Source organism: Xanthomonas sp. DAR33341 (assembly GCF_003992815.1).
Classification (GTDB): domain Bacteria; phylum Pseudomonadota; class Gammaproteobacteria; order Xanthomonadales; family Xanthomonadaceae; genus Xanthomonas; species Xanthomonas cissicola.
This window is the reverse complement of sequence record NZ_QEYV01000019.1, coordinates 1-17,059: the sequence shown is the minus strand read 5'-3', so window position 1 is coordinate 17,059 and position 17,059 is coordinate 1. Positions and strand designations below refer to the sequence as shown.

At 66.2% G+C, this 17,059-nt stretch carries 11 protein-coding genes and 1 pseudogene; 2 read left to right on the top strand and 10 right to left on the bottom strand.

Annotated features, from left to right (window positions below):
- Positions 1–129 precede the first annotated feature (129 nt).
- The 3 genes from EO156_RS06040 to EO156_RS06025 all read right to left on the bottom strand — a co-directional run bounded on the left by EO156_RS06040 (position 130) and on the right by EO156_RS06025 (position 2,612).
- Positions 130–1,152 (bottom strand): ring canal kelch, encoded by a 1,023-nt coding sequence (locus EO156_RS06040; RefSeq protein ID WP_029829682.1) that lies wholly within the window; start codon positions 1,150–1,152, stop codon positions 130–132.
- Between the two features lie 551 nt (positions 1,153–1,703).
- Entirely contained in the window at positions 1,704–2,225 is a 522-nt protein-coding gene (locus tag EO156_RS06030; RefSeq protein WP_026007216.1) for a hypothetical protein, read from the bottom strand.
- A 228-nt stretch (positions 2,226–2,453) separates the two neighbouring features.
- Positions 2,454–2,612: a DUF2256 domain-containing protein gene (locus EO156_RS06025; protein ID WP_003485006.1), complete on the bottom strand. Its 159-nt coding sequence runs from the start codon at positions 2,610–2,612 to the stop codon at positions 2,454–2,456.
- 337 nt (positions 2,613–2,949) lie between these two features.
- Between EO156_RS06025 and EO156_RS06020 the strand changes: the two genes are divergently transcribed.
- Positions 2,950–3,339, top strand: coding sequence for a VOC family protein (locus EO156_RS06020; protein WP_016851054.1), 390 nt, complete (start codon positions 2,950–2,952; stop codon positions 3,337–3,339).
- 82 nt (positions 3,340–3,421) lie between these two features.
- On the opposite strand, the gene EO156_RS06015 is transcribed toward EO156_RS06020, so the two are convergent.
- The 6 genes from EO156_RS06015 to EO156_RS05990 form a co-directional block, all read right to left on the bottom strand.
- Positions 3,422–4,894 (bottom strand): mannitol dehydrogenase family protein, encoded by a 1,473-nt coding sequence (locus EO156_RS06015; protein ID WP_016851053.1) that lies wholly within the window; start codon positions 4,892–4,894, stop codon positions 3,422–3,424.
- A 139-nt stretch (positions 4,895–5,033) separates the two neighbouring features.
- Positions 5,034–7,748, bottom strand: coding sequence for a glycoside hydrolase family 3 protein (locus EO156_RS06010; RefSeq protein ID WP_016851052.1), 2,715 nt, complete (start codon positions 7,746–7,748; stop codon positions 5,034–5,036).
- A 2-nt stretch (positions 7,749–7,750) separates the two neighbouring features.
- Positions 7,751–9,421, bottom strand: coding sequence for a glycoside hydrolase family 43 protein (locus tag EO156_RS06005; RefSeq protein WP_026007214.1), 1,671 nt, complete (start codon positions 9,419–9,421; stop codon positions 7,751–7,753).
- A 23-nt stretch (positions 9,422–9,444) separates the two neighbouring features.
- A complete protein-coding gene (gene manD / locus EO156_RS06000; RefSeq protein WP_005922862.1) occupies positions 9,445–10,704 on the bottom strand; it encodes a D-mannonate dehydratase ManD in 1,260 nt (419 codons plus the stop codon).
- 11 nt (positions 10,705–10,715) lie between these two features.
- Positions 10,716–12,680, bottom strand: coding sequence for a sialate O-acetylesterase (locus EO156_RS05995; protein ID WP_016851050.1), 1,965 nt, complete (start codon positions 12,678–12,680; stop codon positions 10,716–10,718).
- Complete coding sequence (locus EO156_RS05990; RefSeq protein ID WP_016851049.1) at positions 12,677–14,872, bottom strand: alpha-glucuronidase family glycosyl hydrolase; 2,196 nt, start codon at positions 14,870–14,872, stop codon at positions 12,677–12,679. The genes EO156_RS05995 and EO156_RS05990 overlap by 4 nt, the downstream gene beginning before the upstream one ends.
- A 176-nt stretch (positions 14,873–15,048) precedes the next feature.
- On the opposite strand from EO156_RS05990, the gene EO156_RS05985 reads away from it, so the two are divergent.
- Positions 15,049–16,122, top strand: coding sequence for a LacI family DNA-binding transcriptional regulator (locus EO156_RS05985; protein WP_003484990.1), 1,074 nt, complete (start codon positions 15,049–15,051; stop codon positions 16,120–16,122).
- 213 nt (positions 16,123–16,335) lie between these two features.
- Here the strand turns inward: EO156_RS05985 and EO156_RS05980 are convergent.
- Positions 16,336–17,059, bottom strand: a pseudogene (locus tag EO156_RS05980) (xylose isomerase); the annotation flags it as partial.

Here is a 17,059-nt window from a genome sequence, read left to right as displayed (position 1 = left end):
GGCAGCGGGCGCGGCCGGCAGAGCTTGCGCGAAGGACGCGCCTTGCACGCACTGAGGCGTCTGCCGGGGTGTAATGCGGCTACCCGCAGACACTGAATGCCGCGGGCAAGCCCGCGGCGCATGCGGCGCTCAGGGCACCGGCGGCAGCACGAGCAGGTCCTGCAGTTCCGGTCCGCCGCCGCGGTTGCCGCTGCCTGCGGCGATGTAGAGATCCCCGCCCACCTGCGCCGCCTGCGTGCCGTGCCTGCCGCGCGGCAGGGCCGGACCGGTCACCCACCGCGCGGTGGCCGGGTCGTAGGACTCCACTTCGGCATGGCCGGCGACCTGGGCCGTGCTTTCGCCGCCCAACAGCATGACCCGGCCGTGATGCGCGATGGCGGCCGCGCCGGCGCGCGGGGTGGGCAGCGTGGCATCGGCCACCGACCAGGTGGCCTGCCGCAGATCGTAGACATCCAGCTGCGGGATCGTTTGCGACAGCGTGTCGCCGGTGTCGTGCGAAGACCGGCGCCCGCCGCCCGCGTAGAGCTTGCCGTCGAGCACCACGGCCTGGAAGTGATCGCGCGCATGCGGCGCATCGGGCAGGCGCGTCCAGCGCTGGGTCCGCGTGTCGAAGGCGTCCAGCCAGGGCACATAGCCGCTGTTGTGGCCACGCGTATTGCCGCCCACCAGATACAACACCCCGTCGTGCGCGACGGTACCGGCCGAACCGCGGCGGCGATCGGCAGGGATCTCCGCGCCCACCTGCCAGCGGTCGGTGGCCGGGTCGTAGATCAGCAGATGCGTCAACGCCGTTTCGTTGGGATAGTCGCCGGTAAACCCGCCCACCAGGTAGAGCTTGCCCGCCCAGACCGCTGCCTGGGCGTGGTTGACGGCCAACGGCGGTGCGCTGCCGCGCGACCAGCGCCGGGTCCGGGTATCGAAGATATCCAGCGGGCGTTCGCCGCGACCGCCGAGCACATACAGGCGCTCGCCGATGGCGGCCATGCTGTTTTCGTGGCGTGCATGCGGCTCGCCCTGCGCCTGCACCGAGCGCCATTGCCACTGGCTGGTCGATCCGGCTGGTGCGACGCCATTGGCCTGGCCGCTGGCAGGCACGCTTGCGGTCACCACGAGCAGGAACACCGCGCAGAACGACGTCGCCAAGCGATGCATCGGTGTTCCTTTGGTTGCCGAGAGCGGCCAGTCTACTCACCTGGCAACGCACAGCCAGAGCAGAAAGCGGACAGAGCCGCGACGCACGTAGCGACCACGACAGTGCAGCGCTGTCACGGTCGACGATGGCAGTGGTCGATCATCTGCACGGCGGTGTTGCAGCCGGATACGCAGCGCGCTTCATCGAGCGCAGCGCCATTGCTGCTTGCAAGTGCCCGGGGAGACGCCGCCTCTTCACGTCCGACAGCACTGCGTATGCGAACACTACCGCTACCGCACTGACAGGAGATCTGCGTGACGCGTTCATCGACAACGTCCCGTTCGGCGACGACGCCGCCCAAGAGCGTCGCCGCTGCAGCGGCGCGTGGACTGCGCCTGCGCGAGCAGCATGGCCGTGGCGGTACCGCCGTTGGTGTGGCGCGTGCGCGCGATCTCTCCGCGCAGAAGTCGCTGTCTGCACAGACCATTGGACGCATGCATTCGTACTTCGCGCGACACAGCGTGGACAAGAGCGGCAAGGGCTGGGCGGATGCAAAGGCGCCATCGGCCGGCTACATCGCCTGGCTGCTCTGGGGCGGCGATGCAGGCCAGCGCTGGGCCGCGCGTGTATACGCGCGCCTGCAGCGGGCAAGCGCGACCAGGGGGGGCAGCAGCGGAGATGGCTCGAAAAAGACTGCTGTAAAGAAGACCGCAGCAAAGAAGAGCGCAACCAAGCAGGCCGCGACAAAAAGAACCGCGACGAAGAAGTCAGCAAAAAAGACGGCTGCGAAAAAGACCGCACCGAATAAGCGCGCCACGAAAAAAACGGCGGCCGCGAGCGCCTCCGCCAGAAAGACTGCACCGTCCAAGGTCGCACGCAAGGCAAGCAAGAAAGCTGCAGCAAAGAGCCGCACGGCCGAGAAGAACGGCGCGACCAAGAAAGCGCCATCAAGGCGCACTGCGGCGAAGAAGGGCACCTCCACAGCTGCCAAAAAGCGTGCAACCAAGACGTCCGCGCCCTGGAACACGTCCAGCCCGAAGGGCGCTTCGCATTCCAAGCCACTGTCTCCATCGCAGAAGGCCCAGGCCCGCAAGCGCGCAAAAGCCGCAGGCCGGCCATATCCGAACCTGGTGGACAACATGGCCGTCGCCAGCAAGCGCAGCACGAGCAAGCGTGCGGCCAGGTCCAGCGGCGCGAAAAAGCGTGCAGGAACGAAATAGCGGCATCGGTAAAGCGTGTTGGACAGTGCATGCTGCACTCAGCGATGTGCGGAACATGCCCGTGTCTTGTAGGCATGCTGCCGGGTCTGAGGCAGTGCCGGCTAAGCTGTGGAGCGGTGGCGTTTGCTGTCGCCCCGGCATCGGTCCGAGCAGTACTTCACCTCGTCCCACACACGCTCCCACTTCTTGCGCCAACGAAACGGCCGCCCGCATTGCGCGCACACCTTCTCCGGTAGATCCTGTTTTTTGCGCGCTGCCATAGGCTGGGAGGACCGGGCATGTGTCGATGAAGCGGGGTGCAAGCATGTCATAGCGATGTCCAATGCAAAACGCCGTCTCAGGCTTCATGCAGGCTACTGCTGGAGCACAGCGGTACATGGCGTTGGGAGCAAGCGCACGCGCTTTGTTATGGTTTGCAGGAAGCGGTTTGGCGGCACGTCTGCGGCATCGGAAGGCGCCACGCTCACAGCGACCGAATACGGGTTGATCCCGTCACCGCCCGCTAGCGCTTTTGAGGCGCGTGTACGAGCGAGCCTGTCACTTCCATCGAGCTGCGCACATGAGCGCTTCTGAAACGTGGACCCATGGAGATTGGTAATGGACACCAGCATCAACATAGAGGCGCAAACCATCCCAACCCTGCCAAGCCGCTCGATTCCGCAGACGGTGGCGTTCTATCGCCAACTGGGCTTTGTCGGCGATGCGCATCCGCACGATGCAGGTTACGCAATCCTGCGACGTGGCGATGTGGAGCTGCACTTTTTCGCGCATCCGGATCTGGATCCGGCCGACTGTTATGCGGGCTGTTACATCAGGGTCGGCGATGTGGATGCCGTCCACGCAGCGATGCAGCTCGCCGCCTTGCCCGAGCGAGGCATTCCACGGCTCGACCCGGTTGGCGACAAGCCCTGGGGCATGCGTGAGTTCGCCATCGTCGATGAGAGCGGCAATCTGCTGCGGATTGGGCAGGTGATCGCGTCAGGGTGATGCATTGCATGAGCAAGGCGACTGCGCTGCTCACCGACCTGATGGCGCCCGCCCGCGCAATGCAATGGCGCTATGCACCGTCTTACACCTCACCCATCGACCCAAGGGCGTGTGTCACGTCAGTCGGGGTGGCCGTGCCAAGCGCTGCATAAGCCGCCTGCAAGGACGCACAAAAACGCGCGTCTGTGGACAACGATCCGAACACCGCCTCCAGTGTCAGGAAGGCGGCAACATCATGACCGGCATCGCCCGTCGCATTGCGACCATGCGCACTGAGGGCATCGTTCATCGGGTCGGTCAGCGCAACGCCGTGCTGTGCCTGCCTGCGGACGAAGTGCAGCCACGCGGCAACGGCCAGGCATAGGTGCCGGATCGGTTGGCCGGTAGCGAGGGCATCGCCGATCGTGCCGAGCAGTCGCACCGGGATTTTCTGCGAGCCGTCCCAGGCGATCTGGGCGAGCAGGTGGCGGATGGCGGGATTGCGAAAACGGGCAAGGATGGCGTCGCTGTAGCCTTGCGCATCAAAGCCGTCCATGGTCTGCAAGGTGGGTGCGATCTCCGCGCGCATCAATGTTTGCACGTACGCGGCAAGTCCGCGGTGACGCATGGCGTCGGCCACGGTGTCCAGGTTCAGCAGGCTGCCGAGATACGCCAGCGCCGAGTGCGGCGCGTTGAGCAGACGCAGCTTGGCGCGCGCGTAGCCGGCGATGTCTTCGCTCAGGGTGACGCCTGCGCGCTCGAATGCAGGGCGACCATTGCAGAAACGGTCTTCGATCACCCACTGGCTGTAGCGCTCGCGCTGGATCGGCCAGGCATCGTGCACGCCAAGCTGATCGTGGATGCGCGCGCGCAGCGCATCATCGGTGGCGGGCGTGATGCTGTCGACCATCGAGCGCGGGAAGGCGGCGTGCTGCGCGATCCATTCCGCAAGCGCCGGGTCGACCTGCGCTGCGAGCCGCACAACCGCGCGCTGCAGCAGCGTACCGTTGTCGGTGAGGTTGTCGCAGCTCAGCGCAGTGAACGGCGCGGTGCCGTTGTGCATGCGCTGCCGCAGCCCGGCCACGAGGTAGCCGATGGCGCTCTGTGGAGTTGCGGGATGGGCGATATCGTGCGCGATATCCGGATGCGAGAGGTCGAGCGTGTCGCCGGCCAGGCAATAGCCTTTCTCGGTGATGGTCAGCGTGACCAGGCGTACTGCCGGGTCGGCAAGGCGCGCGAGCACGGCAGCGTGTTCGTCTGCGGCGCAGAGCACCTCGCCGATGGCCCCGATGACGCGCAGTTGCGGGTGTTCGTCGAGCAGGGCGAGGGTGTACAGGCCCTCTTGCGGACGTAAGGCATCGCGCACCTGCGGGCGATGCAGCGAGACGGCGCTGATGGCCCAGCTGGGGTCTTCGGCAAGCAGGTCGTCGATATAGACGGCCTGGTGAGCACGGTGGAAGGCGCCTGCGCCGAGATGCACGATGCCGATGGTGGTGCTTGCCAGGTCATAGCTGGGCCTTGCAACCACCGGCGGCAATGTGCCGAGGGTGTCGAGCGAAAGACGTGGTGCGTGCATCGTGTCGCCTGCGAGGTAGGGGTGTCTGGAGGAGGGGCTACGCCGAACCCTCACCCCAACCCCTCTCCCGGGAGGAGAGGGGGTTTTGAAGCAATCGCAGCCGAAGGGATTGTTTACCCACGGCCGCATGGCGAGAGTGTCAGCGGCTGCTACTGTCGGTCACGGTAAAGCGCTGCCTGGCGCGGATATCCGCACTGGAGGCGCCGATCTGCACTTCATAGGCGCCTGGGTCCACCCCATACGCCTTGCGCTGCTCGTCGTAGAGCCGCAGTGCATCCTTTGCGTTGATGGTGAAGCCTAGCTCGCGCTGCTCGCCCGGCTGCAGGGCGATACGTTGAAATCCGTGCAATTCCTTGCCGGCACGTTCGCGTTGCGGGGCGAGCGGTTGCAGATACAGCTGCACCACCTCATCGCCCGCGCGTTGGCCGGTGTTCTTGACCGTGACGGTGGCAGCGAGCGAGCCATCGGTTGCGATGGTGGTGCGGTCCAGGCGCAGTCCGGAATAGGCGAACTGCGTGTACGACAGGCCGTGGCCGAATGGATACAGCGGCGTGCCGCCGAAGTAGCGGTAGGTGCGGCCGCGCATGGCGTAGTCGTCGAACGCCGGCAGTGTTTCGCTTTCCTTGTAGAACGTCACCGGCAAGCGGCCGCCCGGATTGGCATCGCCGAACAGCGTGTCGGCCACCGCGGTGCCGCCGCGCTGGCCGGGATACCAGGCCAGCAGGATCGCCGGCAGGTGCTGCTGCGCCCAATCGATGGCCAGCGCCGAGCCGGTGGTCAGCACCGCCACCACCGGCTTGCCGGTGGCCTGCAAGGCTTCGAGCAGGTCGCGCTGCGGCTTGGGCAGGCGCAGGTCGGTGCGGTCGCCGCCGGCAAAGCCGGGGTAATTCACCTTCATTTCCTCGCCTTCGACATCGCCGGTCAGACCACCGACGAAGACCACCACATCAGCGCTGCGTGCCACGTCCAGCGCCTCCTGCAAGGGTGGCTTGGCCCCGGGTTGGCGCCAGGCCAGGCGCACGGCGGCATCGCGCTCGCCTTCGAAGTATTCCAGCCGCACCTCGTAGGCGCGGCCGGCCTGCAGCTGCACGTCGACGCCATCGGCGTGCAGGCGGTCGATGGTGCTCCAGCGGTCGATCACCGGCTTGCCGTCCAGGTACAGGCGCACGCCGTCGTCGGCGGCCGCTTCCAGGTGGTAGGTGCCGGTGGTCGGCGGGACCAGCTGGCCGCTCCAGCGGATGCTGAAGTTGTCCGCCGGCACCGCTTCGCTTGGCCCGGCTTCGCCACGCGCCAGCAGATTGTCGGTCGGCGAGCCACGGTCCCATTTGAAGCCGATCTGCGCATCCACCCGCACCAGGGCCGGCTTACCCGACAAGTCGCGATTGCGGAAGTACTCGCCACGCAAACCGCGCTCGGGCGAGTTGGCCGATGGCCGCAGGTATTGCGGTCCGATCAACGGGGTGGCGGCGGGATCGTCGCGCCCCTCGACCAGATCGGCGCCGCGCGCATACAGCACCTGCGCATTCGGGGCCGCGGCTCGGATGCCTTGCAGCACGGTGACCGGCGCGGCCGGCGTGCCGTAGTAATTGCCCAGCAGCGCCATGGTGTCGTCGGCGGTGGGGCCGATCACCGCGATGCGCTTGAACTTGGCGCGCGACAACGGCAGCAGGCCATCGTTCTTCAACAGCACCAGCGATTCGCGCGCGGTGCGTCGTGCCAGCGCATCGTGCGCCGGCGATTGGTTGACCGAGGCGGGAATCGTCGACCACGGCAACTGCCCGGGCGGATCGAACATGCCCAGGCGCATGCGCGCGGTCATCAAGGTCTTCAACGCGGTGTCGATCTGCGCGTCGTCGATCAGGCCCTGGCGGACCGCTGCCGGCAGGGTGGCGTACTCCTCCCCGCATTCCAGCTCGGTGCCGTGCTTGACCGCCAGCGCAGCGGCTTGTTCGCGGGTGGCGACGATCTTGTGGTGCTTCCAGATATCCACGATCGCCCAGCAGTCGGACACCACGTAGCCCCTGAAGCCCCATTGGTCACGCAGTACATCCTGCAGCAGGAACTTGCTGGCGCTGGCCGACTCGCCGTACACGCGGTTGTAGGCGCCCATCACCGCATCCACCTTGCCGTCCTTGACCAGTGCCTCGAACGCCGGCAGGTAGGTCTCGTACAGGTCGCGCTGGGAGGGGCGCGCATCGAAGTGGTGACGATCGGCTTCCGGGCCGCTGTGCACGGCGAAATGCTTGGCGGTGGCGTCGAGCTTGCGGTAGCGCTCGCCCTGCGCGTTCTTCGGCGCGTCGGCGCCTTCGCCCTGCAGGCCCTGCACGAAGGTCACGCCCATGCGCGCGGTGAGGAAGGGATCCTCGCCGTAGGTTTCCTGGCCGCGGCCCCAGCGCGGATCGCGGAAGATATTGATGTTCGGCGACCAGAAGGTCAGCCCCTGATAGCGCGCGTGCTGGTTCTGGCGCAGGAACTGATGGTGCTTGGCGCGCGCCTCGTCGCTGATCGCGGTGGCGACCTCGTGCATCAGCGGTAGGTCGAAGGTGGCGGCCATGCCGATCGCCTGCGGGAACACCGTCGCCCCGCCGGCGCGCGCCACGCCATGCAGCGCCTCGTTCCACCAATCGTAGGCAGGCACCTGTAGCCGTGGAATCGCCGGTGCGGCGTTCTGCATCTGCGCGGCCTTTTCTTCCAGGGTCATGCGCGACACCAGATCGGCCGCGCGTGCCTCGAAAGAGCGCTGCGTGTCCAGATACGGCGGCGTGGCGGCGTGGGCAGCGCCTGTAGCGCACCCCAATGCAAGCAGGACACCCTGCGCGAGCGAACGAAACGGGGTGGGCGGATGCGAAGGCATGGTCAGTCCTGTGAAGAGCGGTCGGGGTGCGATTGGGCAAAAGGCCCGATCATGCTGCCGACGAAACCGCCGGCCTGTGCGGTGCTGAGAAAGCCGGCATCGTCGTTGCGGTGTAGCGATTGCCAGCCGCGGCCATCGGCATCGAAGGCGAAGCTATACGCACCGCCATCGCCGCTGATCTGCAGCCGCAGCTGTGCCGTGGCCGGGATGCGAGCCTGCGCCAGCGTGGTGGTGGCCGCGCCATCGCGCTTGTCCAGAAACACCTGCACGGCATCGCCATCGCGACGAATGCCGAGTGCGTACCACGCGGTCGAATTCTGAAATGCGGCCAAGCCTGCACTGATGCCTGCCTGGGTCGGCACCTCCAGTGCGGTGCTGGCGGTGAAACGCATATGTTGCTGGCGGCGTGCGAGAAACGCGGGTGTGCCGGTACCGTCCAGCCCGCGTGCGTCGGCATGCAGCGTCAACCAGCCGGCCCGCGTGCGCAGGTCGGCCACGTCGTGCTTTGGCACGCGCACGGTCAGCCATTCGCGTTGCAGCGTGGTGTGATCGAAATCGTCGTGCCAGACGAAGTTGCCCGACAATGGCGCCTGCGTGGCAGGTGCCTTCATGCCCGCGGGCGCCTTGGCGATGTAAGGAATCGGCTGTCCCGCCGGCAGGATCGAGGGCCAGCCATCGCGCCACTGCACCGGCAGCAAAAACGTTTCGCGCCCGGTGTTGTAGCGATCGCCGCGATACGGACGGCTGGCGAGAAACACCGCCCACCACTGCCCATCGGGTGTGTCGACCAGGTCCACGTGGCCGGCATTGCTGATCGGATGCGCGCGCTCGGCCGGCAGGTCGCGTTGGGTCAGGATGGGGTTGTTCGGTGCCGGTGCATACGGCCCCCACACGGTGCGGCTGCGCAACACCACCTGCGAATGCTGCGGCCCCGTGCCGCCCTCGGCGCACGAGAGGTAGTACCACCCGTCGCGTTGATACAGGTGCGGGCCTTCGATCCAGATCGGCTTGCTGGCCAGATCCACGCCGCCATTGAGCAACACCTTGCGCGGGCCGACTGGTGCGTTCTTCGCGATATCGAAGCGCTGCATCCAGATGGCGCGATGCCCGTCGTACAGCGGCGGGCCCTCCGGCGGGCCGTTGTTGAGCAGAGAGGCGCTGCCATCGCTATCGAAGAACAACGACGGGTCGATCCCGTCGATGCTCGGCAGCCACGTCAGCGGCGACCACGGGCCCGCCGGGTTGCTGGCACTGGCGATGAAATTGCCACCGCTGTCGACCGAGGTGCCCACCACGTAAAAGCGCCCGTCGTGATGGCGGATGCTGGCGGCATACATGCCGCGCGACATGCGCAGCCCGTCGTAATCGAGCTGCTCGCGGCGGTCGACCACGTTGCCGATCTGGGTCCAATGCACAAGATCGGTACTCTCCAGCACCGGGATCGCCGGGAAGTAAGTAAACGTCGAATTGACCAGGTAATAGCGCTCTCCCACGCGCGTGATGCTGGGGTCCGGGTAGAACCCGGCCAACACCGGATTGCGGTAGTGCCCGGCCGGTAGCGGCGTGGCGAATACCGCATCGTCGCCGCGGTATTCGAACCAGTCGAACGCAACATCGGCAGAGGCCTGCGCCTGCGCGTTCGCAGGCACCGCCAAGGCCATCAGCAGGGCCACACACGTGGCAGAAAACGCGCGCATCACCAATCCCACATCGCGCCGTCTTCCAGTCGCGCGATCGGCAACTGCTTGGGCACGTAGGGATACTTCGCTGCAAGCGCTTCGTCGATGTCCACGCCATGCCCCGGCGTCTCGCCGCAGTGCAGGCGGCCATCGCGGAAGTGGTAGTCGTGCGGGAATACCGCATTGGCTTGGTCGGAATGGAACATGTATTCCTGGATGCCGAAATTGGGTACCCAGGTGTCGAAGTGCAAGGCGGCGCCCATGCACACCGGCGAGAGGTCGGTGGCCCCGTGGAAGCCGGTGCGCACCTGATGCAGCGCGGCGAAATCGGCCAGCCGGCGCACATGGGTGAGACCGCCGGCGTGGACGATCGTGGTGCGGATGTAGTCGATCAGTTGCTGCTCGATCAGGTGCTTGCAGTCCCAGATCGAATTGAACACCTCGCCCACCGCCAGCGGCGTCACCGTGTGCTGGCGAATGATCTCGAACGCACGCTGGTTTTCCGCCGGGGTTGCGTCTTCCAGCCAGAACAGCCGGTACGGCTCCAGGTCGCGGCCCAGGCGCGCGGCTTCGATCGGGGTGAGCCGGTGGTGCGCGTCATGCAGCAGTTCGATCTCGTCGCCATGGTCGGCGCGCAGTTGCTCGAACAGGCGCGGCACGACGCCGAGGTAGCGCGGCGTGGACCACACGGTTTCGGTGGGCAGCTCGCTTTCGGCCGGTTCGTACGGCTTGCCGCCGACAGAAATGCCGTAGGTCTTCTTGATGCCTGGCACGCCGCATTGCGCGCGAATGGCGATAAAGCCCATCTCGCGGAAACGGCCCACTTCGTCGCTGGTTTCGGCGATATCGCGCCCGTTGGCATGCCCGTACACCAGCGCACCTTCGCGTGAGCGCCCACCGAGCAGCTGATACAGCGGCATGCCGGCCATCTTGCCCAGGATGTCCCACAACGCCACATCCACCGCGGCAATCGCGCTCATCGTCACCGGGCCGCGCCGCCAATACGCGCCGCGGTAGAAGAACTGCCAGATGTCTTCGATGCGCCCGGCATCGCGGCCGATCAGATTCGGCACCAGGTGTTCCTGCAGATACGCGGCCACCGCCAGTTCGCGCCCGTTGAGCGTGGCATCGCCCACACCGGTGATGCCCGAGCGCGTGCGGATCTTCAAGGTGACGAAATTGCGCCCCGGGCAGGTGACGATGACGCGCGCCTCGACGATCTCGCGGTCGCGGGCAGAGCCTTGCAGCGGTGCAGGGGAGTCGGAAGTCTGTGACATCGTGATCTCGCTCAGGGGGAAGAGGTGGCAGTGATGGGAAGTTCGAACGGGCCGGCCGGCAGGCCGCTGCGGTCGTACAAGGTGCACACAGGGCTGTCGGCCCAGCAGTAACGCACCCGTGTGGCCTGCACGCCGGCAGGAAGACGCAGGCCGATCTCGCGCCCGGACAGCGTGGCACTGGCGTAACGGCAGCTGCCGGCCGCATCGCCGCAGAGCTCGAAGCCGATCGGCGCGTAGTTGCCGTAACTCACCAGCGCGGTGTCGACATCGTCGAAGCCAATGCGCACGCTCTCGCCCTCGCGGCGCGCGTTGCGCGCGACCGGGCCGGAAGGTGCAATCGCTTCGCCATACACCACATGCCGCGCCGCGCGCGCCAGGCGTCGGCCCAGCTCCTGCTTGTTGGCCGGATGGATGTCGTAGCGGTCGCCGATATCGATTGCCACCGCCAACCCTGCGTGCGCGTCGCTGGCCACGAAACGCCGCTGCGCCTCGCGCAATTGCGCCCAACCGCTGTCGGTTGGCTGGGTAGGCGGTGCGCCGTAATTGGCCAGCTGCACCACCAGCAGCGGCAGGTCTGCGCCGAAGCGCTGCCGCCAGTCGCGCTGCCAGGCAGTGAGCAAGGCCGGGTAGCGCGCTGCATCGCCGGTATTGGATTCGCCCTGGTACCACAGCACGCCGCGCAGGCCCAGGTGTTCCAGCGGCGCGATCATGCCGTTGTACAAGGTGGTCAGCCCGGCCGCCGACGACCACGGTGCGCGCGGTGGCGTGCCCACTGCCTGCGGCACGATGCGGTATTGCCAGGGCGCGTCCAGCGCCACGGTGCTGCCGTCTGCAAATTGCAGTGCGCGCGATGGCGCGTCGCCCAGCAGCCCGCCGCGCCGGTAGGTGTTGAGCACATTGAGCACGATGCTGTTGCGCCCGGCATGCAGCTGCCCGCGCGGCAACGCGTAGCGACGCGGCTGGTCGGCGCCGTAGCTGCTGCCCACGCCGCGTCCGTTGACCCAGGTCTGGTCCAGTTCGTCTACCGGCCCGAGTAGCAACGTGGCCTCCTGTGCGGCCTGTGCCGGGGTCAGTTCGACGCTGGTGCGGTACCAGACCATGCCGTTGAAGCCGACCAGTTGCGGCACGCCCCAGTCGTCCCATGCGCCCAAGGCCGACGGCGCGCTCCGCCAGTCGCCGGGCGCATCCGGCTGCCACGGTTCGCCTTCGCCATGGGCACGCCACCAGCGTTCCCACAGCGCGGCCCAACGCGGTGCGGCCGCGACCGGGTCGGTTGCATAGCGCGCCAGCACATCCAGTGCCGGACCATCGTCGCCGGCGGCACGCAGGGCCTTGTCGCCGATCCAGGCCTGCAGTTGCGAACCGCCCCACGACGCATTGATCAACCCCATCGGCACGTCGACCTTCTTCTGCAACTCGCGTGCGAAGTAATAACAGGCAGCCGAAAAGTCTTTGACCGCCTCCGGTGTGGTGCGCTGCCAGGTTGCAGTGCCGCCGAGACCGCGTTGCGGTGTCGGGCTGGATTGTGCGGGCACCTTGAACATGCGGATGCTGGGGTGGTCGGCATCGGCGATCTCGCTGCGCGAATCCAGCGTGCGATGCACCTGCAATTCCATGTTCGATTGCCCCGAGCACAGCCAGACGTCGCCGATCAGCACATCATCGATCTGCTGCATCGCACCGTTGGCAGCGCTGGCCTTCAGGCTGTACGGGCCGCCGGCGGCGTGCGCGGGCAAGCGCGCTTCCCAGTGACCTTGCCGGTCTGCGCGAGCCTGCACCTGCGTCCTCTCCAGTTGCACGGTCACACGTGTGCCCGGCGCCGCATCGCCCCACAGGCGGATCGGCGCATCGCGTTGCAGCACCGCATGGTCCTGAAAAATGGGATGCAGTAGCGGCGCATCCGTTGCGCTCGCAAGTTGCGGCAGCAGCAACGCCGACAGCGTGCCGATCACTATCTTTACGCGACATGCGCTCACTTCGGATTCCCCGGTGCATACGGAAATGTCAGTGCCTGGTAATACGCCAGCGGGTGCGCCGGCGGGCTGACGCCTGCAGGCAACGGGCGCCCGGACACGTTCTGGAAATAGGCGATGCTGGCATCGCGCCACCACTGCGCTTCACGCTGCTGGATCGCCAGGAAATCGGCGACCTGCTGGTAGCGCTGTGCATCGATCTTGCCGGCCAGGCCTTGCCAGGTCGTGCGCATCGCAGCGACCTCGGCCACGCCATGGTCGTAACGCCACACCAGCTCGTCCCACAGCGGCCTGCCGGAGGCCATGCGGTGATCCCACCGCACATGATGGAACCACAGCAACACCTGCTCGGGTACGCGCTGCACGTCGCCGAACACGCGCGCCACGGGCGGGGCATATTGCGCAACGGCATTGCTGCCGCTGGCGCTGCGGTCGAAGCCAATCCCGTTGCGGTCGGCGCGGTGGTAATACACCGGATCCCAGTCCGGGCGTTCGCTGCCGGCATCCCACGGTGCCGGGCCGTAATGGTGGCCGCGCCCCATCAGGTGATGCAGACCGAGCGGAGTCATGTAGTCCACCACCGCTTCGCGCGAACGCAGCATCATGCCCACCACCGGCTCGACCACCGCCGGATCGTTGGAAAATGTCATGCGCGCCCATTCCTGCGCAATGGCCTGCGGCGACAGCTGCGGGTCCCACGCCAGCCGCCCGTACGCGTACCAGTTGGCCTGATCGAAGATCGAGCCGCTCCAGTTGCGATCGGCGCCAATATTGGCCACGCCGGCAATACCGGTCAGCCGTGTGCGTTTGCTCTCGGGGAACAAGCGGCCATCCACTGTCTTTGCAACGGTCGAGCCCTTGCCGCGCGCATAGGTGTCGGCTTGCAAGGTCTCGGAAAATAGCGGGCCCAGATAGGCCAGGTGGGTGGAAAAGCCGAGATATTCCTTGGTGATCTGAAACTCCGGCATCAATGGCGTCTTGCGCATCGCACCGAACAACGGGTGAAATGGCTCGCGCGGCTGGAAGTCGATGGCCCCGTTTTTCACCTGCACGATCACGTTGTCGGCAAATGCACCATCCAGCGGCACGAACTCGCTGTAAGCCTGCTTGGCGCGATCGTCCGGCTGCTCATGCGAGTAAACAAAGGCGCGCCACATCACCACCCCGCCATGCGGCGCCAGTGCGTCGGCCAGCAGGTTCGCGCCGTCGGCGTGGCTGCGTCCATAGTCTTGCGGGCCGGGCTGGCCTTCGGAGTTGGCCTTGACCAGAAACCCGCCGAAATCCGGAATGCGCGCATAGATGGCGTCGGCGGTGTCGCGCCACCAGCGCTGTACCTGCGGGTCCAGCGGGTCGGCGGTTTTCAGGCCACCGATTTCGATCGGTGCACTGAAGCGCGCGCTGAGGAATACGGCAATCCCGTAGGGACGAAACACGTTTGCCAGGGCTGCCGCCTTGTCGAGGTATTGCGGCGTCAGACTCCAGGCGTTGGCATTGACGTTGTTGAGCACGGTTCCATTGATGCCCAGCGATGCATTGGCACGCGCGTAGTCGGTGTAACGCGGATCCAGGTAGCCGGGCAGCGTCTGCCAGTTCCACAGCGACGCGCCGGCATAGCCACGTTCCACCAGACCATCGAGATTGTCCCAATGATTGAGCATGCGTAGCTGCAGGCGTGGCGATGTGCGCACATCCAGCGCCGCAAGGGACTGTCCGGTCTGCAGCAGACGCAACAGGTGGAATGTGCCGTATAACACCCCGATATCGCTGCCCCCGACAATGGCGGTGACGCGATGCCCATCAATCTCGGCGCTACGAATGAGATAGCCGTCGCGGCCCAACTGGCCGGCATTGAGCTTCAGGGCCGCAATCTGTGGCGCGCTGGCGGCGCCCAATACGAGTGCGCCATCCTGCGTCACCGCGTCCACGCGCGGCGGTGTGCTTCCCAATAATCCCTGCAGGCCGCGCGCCAGTTCATCGCGTGCTGCGTGCAGGGTGGGCGAGTCGCCAACGACGACCAATTGGCTGGCACTGTCGCGCAATTGCGCGGCATTGGCCAGCGGTTGGTAGCGCAACCATAGATCGTAGCCATCTTCGGCATGCGCGCTTGCGGTGACCAGCAGGCCACTGCATAACAGCGCCAGCCACATCAATGCCGGCAGCGTAATTGCGCCAGCACCGATGCCATGTCGCTTCATTGCAGACCCGCTCATGCGGCATGCTCGAGCGTCACGGACGCATGCAGGCGCATATCGCCGCTCTGCCTGCTTCCCGGTACCATGGCTCGCACTGTCATACCTGCACTCGGCGTCCGCGTTACCGCAGCAGCGCCCGTGCATCCCGCAGCTTTTGCACGCATTTGAAGAGGCCACGCTTGGAGAAGGTCAGGAAATCGGTCCGCCGCACCAGCCGCGCGACCACCATCGACGAGGTGGCAGCGCTGGCAAAGGTCTCGCCGATGACGGTCTCGCGCGTGGTCAACAATACCGGCAGCGTGCGCGATGCCACCCGCGAACGGGTCATGCGCGCAGTCGACAAGCTGGGCTACACGCCCAATCTTGCCGCCAGTGCACTGGCGGCCGCGCAGAGCACGCGGATTGCGTTGATCTACAGCGATCCCAGCGGCGCCTACTTGCGCGAGTTGCTGCTGGGCGTGTTGCGGGTGGCATCGCGTACGTCGATCCAGCTGGTGATCGACTGCTGGGACGACCTGGACGCCGATGCCGAACGCAAGGCGGCGCGCAAGCTCGCCAAGGGCGTTGCCGGTGTGATCCTGCCGCCGCCCTTGTGCGAATCCAGGGCTGCAGTGCTGGAGTTGGTGCGCGCCAAGGTGCCGGTGGTGGCGATCGCCTCCAACCATTTCAGCCCGGATGTGGCGTGTGTGCGCATCGACGAATTCGCTGCAGCCAAAGAGATCACCGAACACCTGATCGCACGGGGGCATACGCGCATCGGCTACATCGCCGGGCATCCGAATCTGTCGGCCAGCACGCGGCGCTTCGAAGGCTTTCAGGCGGCGCTGGCCGACGCCGGTTTGCGAATGGATCGGCACCTGGTGCAGCCGGGCGATTACACCTACAAATCCGGCCTGGTCGCGGCGGAAAAATTGCTGGCGCGCAAACGTCGCCCCAGCGCCATCTTCGCCAGCAACGACGACATGGCCGCCGCGGCAATCTCGGTCGCGCACCGGCGCGGCCTGGATGTGCCGCGCGATCTGTCGGTGGTCGGGTTCGACGACACCTCTGCCGCCACTGCGGTGTGGCCGGAAATCACCACCGTGCAGCAGCCCATCGCCGCCATGGCCGATGCCGCGCTGGACATCTTGCTGAAGACGATTCGCGCCAGGGAGCGTACGGCAAGGATGGTCGATCATGTGGTCGCGCACCTGCTGGTCAAGCGGGATTCGGTAGCCGCACCGATAGCGGACGATGCGGCCGAGTCAACGTAGCGATCAGATCACTGCATGCCGCAGGGCGGATGTGGTCGTCTCGCAGGCCTGCATGCAACACATCAGCATTGCCGGTGTGCGCTCACGTCTCTGTGGTCGCGCATCACATTGGCAGCCAGTGCTGGCCGCCGCAGTGTGGTAGCTGGCCCACCGTCGCGATGCAGACAGTCATTGCACGCGCCAGGTGAGGCGAAGCGCGTGCAGTGGCAAGGCTCAACGCGTCAGATACTGATTGATCAGGTTTTCATACGCTTCCTGGCGGCCGCTGATCTGCTGGGGCGCATTGCCGGCCGCATGCTTGGCCAGATCCGCCAATGTGGTCTTGCCTGCGGCAAAGTCCGCGCCCGCGCCGCTGTCGAAGCTGGCGTAACGCTCGGCGCGCCACTGTTCCAGCGGCGAGGCGGTCAACAGCGCGTTGGCCACTTCCAGCCCGCGGGCGAACGCGTCCATGCCGCCGATGTGGGCCAGGAACAGGTCCTGCGGGTCGGACGATTCGCGCCGCACCTTGGCATCGAAGTTCAAGCCGCCCGGTGCCAGCCCGCCCTGCCGCAGCACCACCAGCATGGCGCCGACGGTGTCGTACAGATCGGTCGGGAACTGGTCGGTGTCCCAGCCGTTCTGCGCGTTACCGCGGTTGGCATCGATGCTGCCGAGCAGGCCGGCATCGGATGCCACCTGCAGGTCGTGCTCGAAGCTATGGCCCGACAAGGTGGCGTGGTTGGCCTCGATGTTGAGCTTGAAGTCCTGATCCAGGCCATGCTGACGCAGGAAGCCGATCACGGTGGCGCTATCAAAATCGTACTGGTGCTTCATCGGCTCCATGGGTTTGGGCTCGATCAGGAAGTTGCCTTTGAAGCCGATGCTGCGGCCGTAGTCGCGCGCCAGGGTGAGGAAGCGCGCCATGTTGTCCTGCTCGCGCTTCATCTGCGTGTTGTGC